The organism is Sphingobacterium sp. UBA7249 (assembly GCF_002472835.1).
GTDB lineage: Bacteria > Bacteroidota > Bacteroidia > Sphingobacteriales > Sphingobacteriaceae > Sphingobacterium > Sphingobacterium prati.
The window spans coordinates 1-14,960 of the sequence record NZ_DKST01000027.1 but is presented as its reverse complement, the minus strand read 5'-3'; the positions used below and the strand labels follow the sequence as shown (position 1 = coordinate 14,960).

Annotated in this window: 15 protein-coding genes; 12 read left to right on the top strand and 3 right to left on the bottom strand. The window is 37.7% G+C overall.

Features of this window, described 5'->3' with window-relative positions:
* The first annotated feature begins 55 nt into the window (after positions 1–55).
* From B4A24_RS18860 to B4A24_RS18825, 8 genes are all read left to right on the top strand, one after another.
* Entirely contained in the window at positions 56–1,093 is a 1,038-nt protein-coding gene (locus tag B4A24_RS18860; protein ID WP_172395912.1) for a sensor histidine kinase, read from the top strand.
* Between the two features lie 90 nt (positions 1,094–1,183).
* Positions 1,184–1,831 carry a DUF47 domain-containing protein gene (locus tag B4A24_RS18855; protein WP_108634567.1) on the top strand — a complete coding sequence of 216 codons (648 nt, stop codon included), beginning with the start codon at positions 1,184–1,186 and terminating at the stop codon, positions 1,829–1,831.
* A 37-nt stretch (positions 1,832–1,868) separates the two neighbouring features.
* The gene (locus B4A24_RS18850) at positions 1,869–2,879 is read left to right on the top strand and encodes an inorganic phosphate transporter (protein ID WP_293946553.1); all 1,011 of its coding nucleotides are present in this window, start codon (positions 1,869–1,871) and stop codon (positions 2,877–2,879) included.
* A gap of 242 nt (positions 2,880–3,121) precedes the next feature.
* Entirely contained in the window at positions 3,122–4,498 is a 1,377-nt protein-coding gene (locus B4A24_RS18845; RefSeq protein ID WP_293946653.1) for an OmpA family protein, read from the top strand.
* A gap of 182 nt (positions 4,499–4,680) precedes the next feature.
* A complete protein-coding gene (locus B4A24_RS18840) occupies positions 4,681–6,093 on the top strand; it encodes a tetratricopeptide repeat protein (protein ID WP_172395910.1) in 1,413 nt (470 codons plus the stop codon).
* Between the two features lie 100 nt (positions 6,094–6,193).
* Complete coding sequence (locus B4A24_RS18835) at positions 6,194–6,937, top strand: shikimate dehydrogenase family protein (protein ID WP_293946552.1); 744 nt, start codon at positions 6,194–6,196, stop codon at positions 6,935–6,937.
* A 42-nt stretch (positions 6,938–6,979) separates the two neighbouring features.
* Positions 6,980–7,621 (top strand): MBL fold metallo-hydrolase, encoded by a 642-nt coding sequence (locus B4A24_RS18830; RefSeq protein WP_293946551.1) that lies wholly within the window; start codon positions 6,980–6,982, stop codon positions 7,619–7,621.
* A gap of 3 nt (positions 7,622–7,624) precedes the next feature.
* Positions 7,625–8,854 carry an FtsX-like permease family protein gene (locus B4A24_RS18825; protein WP_293946550.1) on the top strand — a complete coding sequence of 410 codons (1,230 nt, stop codon included), beginning with the start codon at positions 7,625–7,627 and terminating at the stop codon, positions 8,852–8,854.
* Here B4A24_RS18825 and B4A24_RS18820 read toward each other — a convergent pair.
* On the bottom strand, positions 8,851–9,501 hold the full coding sequence (locus tag B4A24_RS18820; RefSeq protein ID WP_172395906.1) for a carboxypeptidase regulatory-like domain-containing protein: 651 nt from the start codon (positions 9,499–9,501) through the stop codon (positions 8,851–8,853). The genes B4A24_RS18825 and B4A24_RS18820 overlap by 4 nt on opposite strands.
* 57 nt (positions 9,502–9,558) lie before the next feature.
* Positions 9,559–9,834: a NifU family protein gene (locus B4A24_RS18815; protein ID WP_172395905.1), complete on the bottom strand. Its 276-nt coding sequence runs from the start codon at positions 9,832–9,834 to the stop codon at positions 9,559–9,561.
* 240 nt (positions 9,835–10,074) lie between these two features.
* On the opposite strand from B4A24_RS18815, the gene B4A24_RS18810 reads away from it, so the two are divergent.
* From B4A24_RS18810 to coaBC, 3 genes are read left to right on the top strand one after another with little or no spacing between them, the layout of a single operon-like run.
* On the top strand, positions 10,075–11,004 hold the full coding sequence (locus B4A24_RS18810; RefSeq protein ID WP_293946549.1) for an outer membrane protein assembly factor BamD: 930 nt from the start codon (positions 10,075–10,077) through the stop codon (positions 11,002–11,004).
* Positions 10,988–11,317, top strand: a complete 330-nt coding sequence (locus B4A24_RS18805) for a DNA-directed RNA polymerase subunit omega (RefSeq protein WP_172395903.1) — start codon at positions 10,988–10,990, stop codon at positions 11,315–11,317. The genes B4A24_RS18810 and B4A24_RS18805 overlap by 17 nt, the downstream gene beginning before the upstream one ends.
* A gap of 16 nt (positions 11,318–11,333) precedes the next feature.
* Positions 11,334–12,542, top strand: coding sequence for a bifunctional phosphopantothenoylcysteine decarboxylase/phosphopantothenate--cysteine ligase CoaBC (gene coaBC, locus B4A24_RS18800; RefSeq protein ID WP_293946548.1), 1,209 nt, complete (start codon positions 11,334–11,336; stop codon positions 12,540–12,542).
* Between the two features lie 39 nt (positions 12,543–12,581).
* Here coaBC and B4A24_RS18795 read toward each other — a convergent pair whose 3' ends face one another.
* Entirely contained in the window at positions 12,582–13,949 is a 1,368-nt protein-coding gene (locus tag B4A24_RS18795; RefSeq protein ID WP_293946547.1) for a methyltransferase RsmF C-terminal domain-like protein, read from the bottom strand.
* A gap of 88 nt (positions 13,950–14,037) precedes the next feature.
* On the opposite strand from B4A24_RS18795, the gene B4A24_RS18790 reads away from it, so the two are divergent.
* The gene (locus B4A24_RS18790) at positions 14,038–14,424 is read left to right on the top strand and encodes an SRPBCC family protein (protein ID WP_172395900.1); all 387 of its coding nucleotides are present in this window, start codon (positions 14,038–14,040) and stop codon (positions 14,422–14,424) included.
* The last annotated feature ends 536 nt before the right edge of the window (positions 14,425–14,960 follow it).

The following is a 14,960-nucleotide window of genomic DNA, read 5'->3' as shown; positions in this document are numbered from 1 at the left end:
TTAATACCATAATAAGTAACTTAGGCTCCAATTAGGGGCCTTTTTTATTCAACAGATGAATTTTAGACAATTATTACTGGCAAACTCCGCTGGCGTTGGTATCGCAATATCCACCATCAGCTTTTATTATAAACATGATCTTCAGACCGCGCTGATTATATTTTTTGTTGCGCTGGTAGTCTGCTTTCTTCTATTCAATTATCTTTTCGAGAAATACATCTATCGCCGTCTCAACACCATGTATAAGCTAATTCACAACCTCAAACTTGGCAAGGATCTTAAAGATGCAATTGGTGAACATGTCAGTGAAGATCCCATTACAGACGCCGAAAATGATGTAAAAGCCTGGGCAAAAGATAAAAAAAATGAAATTGAACAATTAAAATCTCAGGAGAAATTTCGACGTGAATTTCTATCCAATATCTCACATGAGTTCAAAACTCCCCTCTTTGCAACCCAGGGTTACATCGAAACCCTGCAAGACGGATTAATGGAAGAGGATATGGAAATGGCAAAAAATTTCTTGGATAAAGCTGCCCGCAATCTTGATAGATTGAATTACCTCATTCAAGATTTAGATGAAATATCCAAATTAGAATCTGGAAAAATGGTCTTGAACATTGAAAAATTTGACATTGTAGACCTGATCAAAGACATCTCCTATTCATTAGAAGACAAAGCCAAACAGCACCATATCAAAATCGAGTTTAAGCCTAAGGCCGGCACACCGCACTGGGTCAAGGCCGATCGCAACAAAATACATCAGGTGCTCTATAATCTGATAGACAATTCCCTCAAATATGGGAAGGAAGGTGGGACTACAAAAATCAAAATTTTTCCACTATTTGAGCAGGTGCTCATTGAAATCACCGACGATGGTTATGGAATTGAAGAAAAAAATCTGAGCCGCGTATTCGAGCGGTTCTTCCGAACAGACAAAAGTCGTTCAAGAGATATCGGCGGATCCGGACTAGGCCTTGCTATTGTAAAACATATCATTGAAGCCCATCAACAGAACGTCAATGTACGTAGTACTGAGGGGATTGGAACTACTTTCGGCTTTACTTTGCAAAAAGTTCAAACCGGAGATTAAACAATTGATGACACTTTTGTGTTTAAACAAAACCAATGTTAACATTAACTTAACATTAGGGTGTTACTTTTGCAAAAATAAATTTAAGATATGTCTTTAAATAGCATTTTTCAATACTTCGTTCCAAAGGACAAAAAATTCTTTCCTTTGTTTGAACAGGCAGGCAACAATTTGATCGAAATGTCTCAATTGTTAAAAGATATTGTTAACTCAAACAATCCGGAGAAGAAGAAGGAGTTCACACGCAAGATGGAAGACCTGGAGCACAGAGGCGACAACATCACCCATCAAATTCATTTGGAACTAGGTAAAAATTTCATTACACCTTTTGATCGCGAAGATATACACTCTTTAGCAAGTTCATTGGATGATGTAGCGGACTTTATCCATGGCGCTGCCAACAGAATGGATTTATACAAGGTTGAAAAAGCAACAGAGCCGATGATCGAAATCGCGGATCTCTTGGTAGAAGCTACTGAGCATGTCTCAAAAGCAATACATGAACTTCGTGACTTAAAAAACATTCGCAACATTACTGATTCGTGCGTACGTATCAATAGTGTTGAAAACAAAGCAGACTATATTTTTGACAAAGCGGTGGCTGATCTTTTTGAATTTGAAAAAGATGCGATCTCATTGATCAAACACAAAGAGGTATTATCCGCAATGGAAGATGCAACAGACAAATGCGAGGATGTTGCTAATGTCTTAGAAAGTATTCTAGTTAAAAACGCATAATCATTCGATCATTAGTGCATAAAAATTCTACGAGATTATGATGTCAACATTACTCGTTGTTGTGATTGTCCTAGCGATTGCATTTGACTACATCAATGGATTCCATGATGCCGCCAACTCAATTGCGACAGTTGTATCAACAAAAGTTCTCACACCGGCAATGGCTGTATTATGGGCTGCCATATTCAACTTTGCTGCTTATTTCTACTTTACAGACCATAAAGTAGCCAACACCATTGCCAAAACGGTATTGGAAGAATATATTACCCTTGAGGTTATCTTTGCGGGCTTGCTCGCAGCAATTGGCTGGAACTTGTTTACCTGGTACTACGGAGTACCATCGAGTTCATCACATACCTTAATTGGAGGTTTTGCGGGATCAGGAATGGCCTACGCCTTTATTCTAGGAGCAGATCCTATTCATGCCATTAATATCGATGCGACTTTAAAAATTATTGCTTTCATCGTTCTGGCACCAATCATTGGTATGACCATATCCATTATCATTACATTAATCGTGATTAATCTGGCAAGAAAATCACGTCCAAGCGTAGCTGAAAAATGGTTTAAAATCTTGCAATTGATTTCCTCCGCAGCATTGAGTTTTGCCCATGGTGGTAATGATGCCCAAAAGGTAATGGGAATCATTCTTGTTGCTATGGTTGCTGGAGGTTATATGGAAAACACTGAACATATGCCTGAATGGATTCCATTAACTTGTTACGCAGCAATTTCTGCCGGAACTATGAGTGGTGGTTGGAAAATTGTAAAAACAATGGGCACAAAGATCACAAAAGTGACACCATTAGAAGGAGTCTGTGCTGAATCTGCAGGTGCTGTTACATTAGGGATAACAGAACATTTCGGTATCCCAGCTTCAACTACACACACGATTACAGGTGCTATTATTGGTGTCGGCGTTGTCAAGCGTGTTTCAGCAGTTCGTTGGGGTGTTACTATCAGTCTATTATGGGCTTGGATTTTGACGATCCCGGTATCTGCACTGCTTGGTGCTCTATCATTAGTTATCGTCCATTATTTACTTTAGAAAGAATTTCTTAATTTTTTTCTTAAAGCTATTGAAACAAAACAAAAATTTGGTACTTTCGTACCGAATTTTTGTTTTGTTGTTTCACATTAAATACTTAATTTAGTACGAAATATAGCGAAAACAAAAATTTAACATAATTTTAAGACTTTGGCACGGCAATTGTACTGTTCCAAGTATTAATACAAGTGAATTTAAAATTGAAAACAATTAAAATTAATAATAACCTTAAAAACAAGAGTATGAACTATTCTACAATTAAAAAAACAGCTGTTGCTGCTACATTAGTTGCCGCTTTAGGTTTCGCTGATACAGCACAAGCTCAACAAGTATTCGGTGGTAGATCACAATACAGAACTTGGTCTATCGGAGTTCAAGGTGGTATCACTACACCAAATAACGTAATCGGTGGTGGTAACGCTTTTGGTCAAAAAGTTGGTTACTTCCAAAACAAAGTTGGTGAGTACTATGGCTTGACAGTACGTAAACAATTCTCTCACCTATTCGGTTTGGAAGTTGAAGCAAACCGTGGTAAGATCAAAACTTACAATCACGATTTATCAGGTCCTAAAGCAGAAAACAGTTTAGGTGCTCGTTCAGTGGAAACTAGTGTAAACTGGGCGGCTAGCTTAAATGGTGTATTTCAATTGGGTACAATCGATTTCTTGAGAAGAGAAAATTCCGTTAACTTCTACGCTAAAGTTGGTTTGGGAGCTATGGCATACAACCCTGTTCAATTTGATGGTAATGATTTCAATGGAAAAGTGGTTTATGATAACTCAGGAAAATGGGGTGAAGGTGTTATTGGTGACCGTGACAAAAGCGATGAAGGTCGTGACAATAAATTAACAGCATTCGTTCCTGTAGGTGTAGGTGCTAAATTTAAATTGTCTGAAGTTGTAGCTTTAAATTTAGGCTATACAATGAACTTTACTGATGATCAAATCTACGGTCCAGCTCGTCAGTCATCTTACAAAGGTAAATTCTCTTCAGTTATGGCTGGTTTAGAATTCACTTTAGGTTCAAAAGACAAACAAAACTTGACTTTTGCTAACCCAGTTGCTACAATGTATGATGAATTGAAAGATCCATCATTGAGAAACGAAGTTGAAGCATTGAAACAACGTGTAAGCACTTTAGAAGGTACTGTTAACACTTTAAGCGCTGATGCTGATGGTGACGGTGTATCTGATAAATTCGATAAATGTCCTAACACACCGGCTGGTACTCCAGTAGATGGTTCAGGATGTCCGATCAAATTTCCAGAGCCAGTAGTTGAAAGCGCTACTGCTAATGGTTACTATGCTCCAATTCAATTCGAATTTGATAGCTCAGTATTGAAAACTTCATCTTACTCAACTCTAGACAAATTGGCTAAAGAAGTACGTGATAACAATTCAACTGTAACTTTAGATGGTTATGCATCTGCTGAAGGTACAGAAGCTTACAACATGACTTTGTCTAAAGACCGTGCTAACTCTGTAAAACAATATTTGGTAAATGCTGGTGTTTCTTCATCAAGCATCACTGCTAACGGTTACGGAGAGGCTAACCCAGTTGCATCTAATTCAACTGAAGAAGGCCGTGTTCAAAACCGTCGTGTTGAGATCAAAAAATAATCGTATATAATTTATACCATTATATTTAAAAGCCGGCTCTGGAGCCGGCTTTTTTATTTTGACAGTATTTATCCTTAACTTTGTGGATGATATCTAATTTGTGGAAAAGTTAATCCATAAAATTAGATAAGAAATTAGTATTTTGATTTAAGGAACAAAATACTGGTTTTAAACTTTTGAAAATGGAAGAGGATTTTGAATTTGAAAACCCCGAAGAAAGAAAAATCTCGGTGGACCGATATGAGGAAATGCTTCGAAACGAGGATCAGTATTTTTTTGACTCCAAGGCCTTCGAAGGAATTATTGACTATTACGCTGAAAAAAATGATCCTGTAAAAGCACTACAAGTAACAGAATTTGCGATTAGCCAACATCCTTTTGATATCACATTTCTGTTGAAGCAAGCTCAATTGTTTTCAACAATTCAGCAATATCAGAATGCGCTGGCGGCTTTGGACAAAGCTGAGCTATTGGAAGCTTCAGAGGGTGATATATTTTTGATTAGAGGCGGAATTTTAGGAAGCATAGGACAGTTTGATGACGCATTAGAACAACTATTTAAAGCATTACCATTATTAGACAATAAGGATGAAGTCTACTTTCATATAGCGATGATTTTCCAAGCCCAAATGGATTATGACAAAGCTATTGTTTATTTAAAGAAAGCGCTTGAGCTTAATATGGACTATCAAGAGGCGCTCTATGAACTAGCGTATTGTTACGACGTGCTTGATAGACAAGAAGAAAGCATATCCTTCTATAACAAATATATAGACTCAGACCCTTATTCATATTATGCCTGGTATAACTTAGGCAACTCTTATCATAAAATCGGCAAGTTCGACGCGGCGTTGGATGCTTATGATTATGCCATATTGATCAAAGAGGATTTTTCATCAGCTTATTTCAACAAAGGAAACGCGCTCGTCAATTTAGATCGTTATCAGGAGGCTTTGGACGTCTATAAACAAACCTTCGAATATGAGCAGCCTAGTGCGGACACTTACTGTGCAATCGGCGAATGTTATGAAAAGTTGGAGCAGATGGAAGAAGCGCGAAACTATTATAAAAAAGCGGTGAAATTGGATGCTGAGTTAGCGGATGCATGGTTCGGTATCGGTGTTACCTTGGATTTTGAAGAACGTTATTTTGAATCTCTTCATTTCTACAAAAAAGCATTAGAACTAGAGGACACAAATCCCGACTATTGGTTTGCTATTGCAGATGCGCGTTATAAATTGCAACAAATTGATCAAGCTGAAGAGGCCTACAAAAAAGTAGTAGCATTGAATCCATCTGATATAGATGCCTGGCTCGATTACTCATCCATTTTATTTGAACAGAGCAAAGTTGATGAAGCTATCAATGTTATGTCCGATGCGATTACCCAAAACCCTCAAGCAGCAGAATTGTACTATCGTGTTGTCGCTTATTTATTCGCCAACGGACAATATAATGAGGCTTTAAACTTCTTAGAATTAGGCTTAGCGACGAATCCAGAAAAACATTATATTCTCTTTGATTACCTTCCTCAATTACAGGGAAATCAAATTATCACTGAAATCGTAAAAAAATACACAAAACCAAAAGATTAAAAAATATACCTGCAGGCAATCACAAAGATTATCTGCAGGTATAAAATCCGATACAATTACATTAAGAAGCTTGTAACCCAAAGACGTAGTAAACCCTCCGATGAAAAAATTAGGTTTGATAGGATACCCTTTAGGGCATTCTTTTTCCAAGAAATATTATTTAGGGAAGTTTGAGAAAGAAAATATCCAGCATATAGATTATGGGCTATATCCGATTGAACGCATAGCAGAGTTTCCGTCAATTTTTATGAACAAGGACTTCTATGGCGTTAATGTGACCATCCCCTATAAGATAGAAGTGATGGATTATTTGAACGAACTGTCAGAAGAGGCTAAAGCCATACAGGCGGTAAATTGTATCCGCATCACCCATCTTGCGGATGGTAGCGCCTATCTTAAAGGTTACAATACAGATGCATATGGTTTTGAAGCATCACTAAAACCCCTTTTAAAAGAACACGATAAAAAGGCCTTAATTTTGGGAAACGGTGGTGCTGCAAAGGCAGTTATGTATGCATTGGATCAATTAAATATCACATACAAGATCGTCAGCAGAACAAAGCAAACAGAGAACTACACCTATGATGAATTAGATGCGTCAATTTTAGCAGAACACACATTAATTGTCAATTGCTCCCCCGTTGGTACATTCCCCAATATTACAGAGTCTCCTGCTTTACCTTATGAATACATCAATGAGAAGCATTTATTCTACGATCTAATCTATAATCCTGAGGAGACATCCTTTCTAAAAAAAGGAAAAGAGAAAGGTGCTCGAATTAAGAATGGCTACGAAATGTTATTGCTTCAGGCTGAAAAGAATTGGGAAATCTGGAATAGCTGATTTTTCACTATTTAGCGAACAAAAAAACAGTAATTTTGCCTTATGTTAAAGATTAGAACATTTACTTTCAACGCATATCAAGAAAATACCTACTTATTGTATAATGAACAGGGAAATGCACTTATTATTGACCCAGGTATGTATGTCGAAAATGAGCAGGCAGAGTTTTCGACATTTATCGATCATCATAATCTCAATCCTCGATTGTTATTAAATACGCATTGTCATATCGATCATGTTTTAGGTAATTATTTCATTCACGAGAAGTTTGGTCTTTTTCCTCAATTTCACGAAGGTGAACTATCTACCTTGGTTGCTGTTCAAAACTATGCCCCCCAAATGGGATTTCGCTATGAGATCTCTCCCATTGGAGAAGTATTTTTAAATGATGGGGATATAATCCAATTGGATCATGATGAATTGAAAGTTATCTTAGCTCCCGGCCATTCGCCTGCCCATATTTGTTTTTATTCCGCTTCACAAAAATTTCTAATTGGTGGAGATGTTCTGTTCCGTAACAGCATTGGTCGTACTGATTTACCAGGAGGAAACCATCAGCAGCTTCTGGATAGCATCAAACAAAAAATTTACAGCTTACCTGATGACACCGTTGTTTATCCTGGTCATGGCCCATCAACGACTATAGGTTTTGAAAAGAACTCCAATCCATTTATTCAAGGATAAGATATGAACTTGCCTTTTCTATTTGCCAAAAGATATCTCTTTTCAAAAAAATCGGTTAACGCGATTAATATCATTTCCTCAATCAGTGTGATCGGTGTGATGGTAAGTAGTGCGGCATTAATTATACTCCTATCCTCTTTTAATGGCATGGAAGAGCTTATTCTATCCATGTATAGCAAATTCGCACCCGAACTAAAGATTGAGCCCCAAAAGGGTAAGCTTTTTGAGACCAATAAACCGATTTTCCAAGAGCTTCGAAACGATCCCAATGTCGTTCATTATACAGAAGTATTAGAAGAAAAAGTATTGCTGCAATACGGTAACCGGCAATATATTTCGACCATAAAAGGAGTCGAGCCCCAATCGCTCAATACAAGTATTGGTGATAGTATTCTTGTAGACGGGACATATCAACTCGTGCGAGATTCAACGAAGTTGGCTATACTCGGGGCAAGTGTTCAGGCCAACCTTGGTGTATCAATACAGAATACACCTGATTTAATCCAAGTTTATTCTCCAAGAAAAGGAGTCAAAAATTCAGCTAATCCAGCAGAAGAATTTAATATTCGATCTATTACCCCTACGGGAGTCCTCAGATATCAGCAGGATTTTGATAATTTCATTATTACGCCGATTTCATTTGCAAAGGAAGTACTTGGTGAATATGATCGGGTATCGTCCATTGAGTTTTATTTAAAGGAAGGAACTCTGGTCAGAGAATTCGAGCGAGATCTTCAAAAAAAATTGGGGGTGAATTATCTAGTTAAGAATAGAGAAGAACAAAACCCAACCTTATATAAAAATGTCCGTGTAGAGCGCTGGGTTGTGTTTTTCATTCTAACATTGATCAGTGTCATCGCAATTTTCAATATTGTGGGATCATTGACAATGTTGGTATTGGATAAACAAAAGGACATGACGGTCTTAAAGAGCTTAGGTGGAAACAATAACTTAATTCAACGTATTTTCTTTTACGAGGGACTAATGATCGCAATTATCGGTTGCATTTTAGGTTTATTACTGGGAGCTGTCTTCAATTATATTCAGTCAACATACGGTATAATACGCGTTGAAGATGGTGCAAACGCTATTTTAGATAGTTATCCTATGGTTAGCAGATGGAGTGACTATCTATTAGTATTTATTACGGTCACCAGCATATCAGGATTAGTCTCTTATTTCTCTGCGAAGATAAGTGTAAAAGAACTGAATAAACTAAAAGCAACAGATTAATAGCGGGAACTTTTAGAACGGCTTTGATTACCCTTAGTTATTTGTTGGATTAAGCTTCCCCAAGCAAAAGGATTTAATAAAGGATTAGCATAACGCTGGTTGATGACTTTATTATTCATCGTATTGAAGCTCTGGGCATTATTGATTGAACGCATCTCGCTGCCATCACGGGGTACTACTGCAGCCATAGCTGATAATGATTCATAGGAAAGCGATCTTCTGGCCCGCACTATATTATCTTCAGATACATCCAAGTTCATAAACGCAATATTAAACTCTTCAATACTAGCCCATGGATAAGGGGTGACCATGGGTAATTCCGTAACCAAGTTTTGCATGACAATATTAGCGGTATATTTGTCTCCGGCAACTTCAGGAATTGTTATAGTGAGAGGATCGAATCCGACGGAGGTAAAACGAATTGTATCTCCTACATGGGCCACAAAGGAAAAATAGCCTTCATTATTTGCTGCAATCGCCTCGTTACGAAAGGACAAATTGGTTACCGTAGCATAGCCAACGGGTAGTCCTGAACCCACAGTAGTTACAATACCAGAATATTGAATGATTTTTCTCTCTTGAGCATTCAAAATAGAAAAATCAAAAAATATTGATAAAACTAATAATATAGGAATCAGCAACTTCATAGAACAAATTTACACAAAAACAGCCGAGCTAGCCGTTAAATTGTGTTAATAGATAAATTAGTTAGCCGATGGCATAGTCGCATCAGGAGAATCCGGATCAGTAAGATTGATCGCTTCTACAGCTGTAATCTCGGGCACAGCTTTTTTGATAGCCTGTTCCAATCCGGCTTTAAAAGTCATGATGCTCATTGAACATGAAGCACAAGCGCCCAATAGTTTTAATCGCACGACATTATCTGCTGTAATCTCTTCAACACTCACATTTCCGCCGTCAGTTTCCAAATAGGGTCTCAAGGTATCCAGTGCTTGCTCCACTCTTTCTTTTAAAGTCATACTCTTAATTAAAATCAATGATTGTATATGTAAAGATAGTCAAATATTTTAAAATCTACATTTTTCCTCTACATGGGCCTTAGAAAAACAACAAGTCTATGACAATACCGCTACTAAATTGCATTAACGAGTTAAAGAATGTTAATATAAAATGTAGTTTTTGGGATCAAATAATTATTAAACTATATTGCGCAGTAAAATTTAATTGATTAGTATAACAAATTCACTTATCTTTGTAAAATGTTTTTAAATAGGCGTATAGCGGCTATCTGTGCCGGCATGATGTTTCTATTGGTGTTTACTGGTTGCAAGAGTAAATTTGAGAAATTGCGCGCAAGCAATAATATCGCTCAAAAGTATGAAGAAGCCGTAAAACTATATGAGAAAAAGAAATATACAAAGGCATTAGTTTTGTTCGATGACTTGCGGACCAAATTTCGCGGGCAAGCTGAAGCAGAAAATATCTACTATTATCTGGCATTTGCCAATTACCGTCTGAAAGATTATACTTCAGCAGCATACCATTTTAAGGACTTTGCCGATGTTTACCCAAACAGTGCTCGGGCTGAAGAATGTCGTTTCATGCATGCCTATTGCTACTATTTAGATTCACCTCGATCAACTTTGGATCAAGCAAATACAAAAAAAGCAATCGATGCTTTACAACTTTTTGTCAATCTCTACCCAGAATCTGAACGCGCTAAAGAAGCTGCAGATCTGATTCAAAAGTTAAGAGACAAACTTGAGCTTAAAGCTTTTGCGAACGCGAGACTCTATTATGACATGGGGCTTAATGATGATTATAGAGCTGCTGTTATTGCTTTACAAAATGTATTAAAAGAATATCCTGACACCAAATACGCTGAAGAAATTGAATTTCTGACGTTAAAGGCACAATACATTTTTGCATCAAAAAGTATTCTGCAAAAGCAGGAAAGCAGATATGACGAAACATTGGATTATTACCGTAATTTTGCAAGCAATTACCCCAATAGCAAACATATAAAAGAAGCGGAATCCATTCGTGAAGATTCTGAAAAAGGAATTAAAACAGCCACTTCTCACATGAAAGAATATAAGAAGGCTCTTGCTGAGCAAGAAGCGTATATAAAAGAACAAAAGGCGAAAAAAGAAAAAGAAAATACCGAAAAAGATGAGTCAAAAAAATAACAATTCAATTCCAAATTCTACAGTTACACGTGACCTTAGACAATTGGACAAAGGAACTGACAATCTCTATGAATCTATTGTAGTTATTTCCAAACGCGCAAATCAAATTGCGGTAGATGTAAAAGAAGAACTCAACGGAAAACTTGCTGAATTTGCAAGCAATAACGATAATTTAGAAGAGGTATTCGAAAACCGCGAACAAATTGAGATTTCTAAACATTATGAGCGTATGCCAAAACCAACTTTGGTAGCAATTGATGAGTTTTTACACGACAAAGTGTATTACAGAAATCCTTCAAAAGAGCAGGACTAATCGCCAATCCCATAAAATGGCTTTAGCAGGGAAAAATATTGTAATTGCTGTATGCGGTAGTATCGCCGCATACAAAATTGCGTCCCTTATTCGTCTGCTCATAAAAGCGGATGCCCAGGTTAAAGTGATTATGTCTGAGGAAGCCACAGCTTTCATTACCCCTCTTACGCTTTCTACACTATCCAAAAATTCGGTTTTAATTGACTATTACCAACCCAATACAGGTGAATGGAATAATCATGTAGAAATTGCTCTGGAAGCCGATTATATACTCATAGCTCCTGCAACAGCAAATACCATCGCTAAGATGGCTAACGGGCTCTGTGATAATCTACTTATGGCAGTATATTTATCAGCAAAGTGTCCAGTGTTCTTTGCTCCGGCAATGGATTTAGATATGTGGAAACACCCATCTACACAATCCAATATCGCCAAACTTGTAACTTACGGCAATATAATCATACCTCCTGAAAAAGGTGAGTTAGCCAGTGGATTAATAGGTGAAGGACGTCTTGCCGAACCAGAGGAACTTTTCCGCTTTCTAGCAGATTTTGCCAACGAAAAGCTTCCCCTATCGGGTCTAAAGGCGCTCGTATCAGCCGGGCCAACGCATGAAGCCATAGATCCTGTCCGCTTTATTGGCAATCATTCCAGTGGAAAGATGGGCTTTGCCATTGCCCAACAATTAAAGGAACTCGGAGCCGATGTCACATTAGTTTCTGGACCTACTGCACTGCCACATCCCCAACAAATGACAGTCGTCCTTGTCACTTCCGCGGCCGAAATGCTTCAAGTCTGTGAAAAGTATTTCGACGATGCTTCCATTATTGTCATGAGTGCCGCAGTTGCGGATTATACTCCTATCGAAGTGGCATCTCAGAAAATAAAGAAGAAAGAAAATGAATTTTCTATCGCTTTGAAGAAAACAACTGACATTCTAGCGACTTTAGGTGCAAAAAAGAAGAAAAATCAATTACTAATTGGATTTGCTCTAGAGACCAATAATGAACTCGAGAATGCAAAAGACAAATTAGTTCGAAAAAATCTCGATTTTATTGTGCTCAATTCCATGCAGGATCAGGGTGCTGGGTTTGCTACAGATACAAACAAAGTCACAATTATCAATCGTTTGGGCGAAAAAAAAACATTTGCTTTGAAATCGAAGAAAGATGTTGCAAAAGATATTTGTTCGATCATTGTGCAGTATATTCCCCTCGAAAATTGATCTTAGAATCCCAAGTAATATGTCACGTCCCTTATTCCACTAAAGATTCATAATTCTTAGTTCTTTCGGGTAGTAATTATTGATCCTATTTGGTAAGATTTTCATCCACCCTAATGACATCCCTTTATATTTTGCTAGGGCCCAGCCCTTAATATTGGGAGAGTCTGCCCCTAATGTCAAGTTTTCCTTCCTAAGGTAATTTTGAGCCTCCTCGAGTGTAAATTCAAGACTTTGTACATTAGGGTTCAATACATTACTTAATGCTAATGCGTGGCTTGGAATAAGCTCCTTTCGATTGAGCTTTCCTATATTGATTCCAGCATTCTTGAGATAAAGCACATTCTGGAGATACTTCAAATCATTTTCATATTTTTTTGGGAATATATAGAGTTCATCGTGATGGATAAATGGAGAGAACTCATCCACATCTAATATCCAAGTGTCCAAAATTCCCTTCGGCACATCCGATTTTTCTGGTTTTATCCGCTTTCTATTAAATGTAGATTGCTCAGCTATTTTGCGCAAAACAGTAATAAAAAAACCTTCTCCGTCTAATTTATGGGGATAGAAACGGTATCCATGTGCGGTGTATTCAACCGATGTTGTATGCTCGATCCCCCAATTATCATCAATTGCAATCTCAATTGACTCAAAATCTCCCGTCCCTATTAACCAATCTGCTATATCTTCATTTTCCTCTTCAGAATAAGAGCAGGTTGAGTAAAGGAGATATCCACCTGTTTTCAATGCAGCGATACTTTCTGCTAATATTCGTTGTTGTCTTTCACTACAAAGTTTAACATTAGCTTCCGACCATTCATCTATCGCATCGACATCCTTTCTAAACATACCTGATCCTGAACAAGGCGCATCTACGACCATGAAATCAAAATATCCAGGCAGACGACCAAATGTCGAAGGATCATTATTTGTGACCACCGCGTTCGCATTTCCCCATTTTATTAGGTTATCCTGTAAGATATTTACACGAGTCTTGATTATTTCGTTGGCGACAAGTAGACTGTCGGGATGTAAACTACTGTTCAGCAAAGTCGATTTTCCACCAGGAGCTGCACATAGGTCCAGTGCATAAACCGGTTTAGATTCTACCTTCAGCTCACGGATGATGTGGTCTATAAACATAGATGAGGCATCCTGGGGATAATAGCCTCCTGCATGAAATAAAGGATCGAGTGTAAATATGGGGCGTTCTTTGAGATAAAAAGCGCTCTTGCACCAAGGTACCATTCCCTTACTGGAAAATGGGCATTCCTCCAATTTTCGTGTGTTTAACCGTATCGCTGTTGCCCGTTGGGCCTCTTCATGTACTCTAATAAATTCAGCAGTATTAAATAACGGATTTGCACCTAATTTTTTTACTAATGAATTTGGCAGAAAATTACTCATGTCGTCCTAATAATTTGTGCTAAAATTAATATAAATAAAAATGAACTCAAAATAAGTAGTAAATTACGGGAAAGAGTAAATTTGTATCATGAAAGATCTCAAAAAATACGCTATTATCCCGGCGACACCAGAAGAACTGTATCTCGCCTTAACGACCGAAATTACTGCCCGTCTTTGGACCGGTGATCTTGTCTCAATAGATCCGACAGTAAATGGTGAATTTTCATTATGGGATGGTGCAATTACTGGTCGATTCTTGGAATTAGAACCTTCCATTAAAATTGTCCAGGAATGGTATTTTGGAGAAACCGACAGCCCTTCAATTGTTACCTTGAAGCTGCATGAACACAAAAAGGGAACATCATTAGAGATTAGACAAACCAATATACCCGATGAAGATTACGAAAATATTGCCGAAGGTTGGGAAGATCCCTATATCTCTTCCTTAATTGATTTCTATACGGAAGAAGATTAATCTTGAACAATATCGCCGGAGAGCCTAGTTTTTTGGAAGCTAGGCCCTCTTCGTTATCCTATTTAAAAAATCCGTAACCTTTGTCTGAGAATCCTTTTTCCAGTATATAAAATTTAAAAGCTTCTTTTCCATAAGACCTTTTTAACAGCTTTAGCATCCTTAATATCTGCCATCTATTAAAGCCTCTAACTCCAAAAATAACTTAATTTAATCCATCTGTCCCTTTCAATTACTAGGTTCGCATCTATTTGAGGAAGATCACCGGCATTAGGCTAGACCAACAACGACTGAGATAAGCGCTATTATAGAAGAATGGTTTAATCCGGAGCTCGCTTTCAGAGGCGCTTGTCTTCTATACCTATTTCAAGGCATGAATAGGAAGTATAAATCAAGAACAACAGTGCGATATAAGGCTATTGCGAGATAGTGAAAGAACCTTTAAGAAGCCCAAGAATGGGATCGTATGGACTAGCATTCCCGGTGCAAGCCGGATTCATGGCTGCCTGCCGGTTTGCATTGTTTTCTGTGAGAAGTAT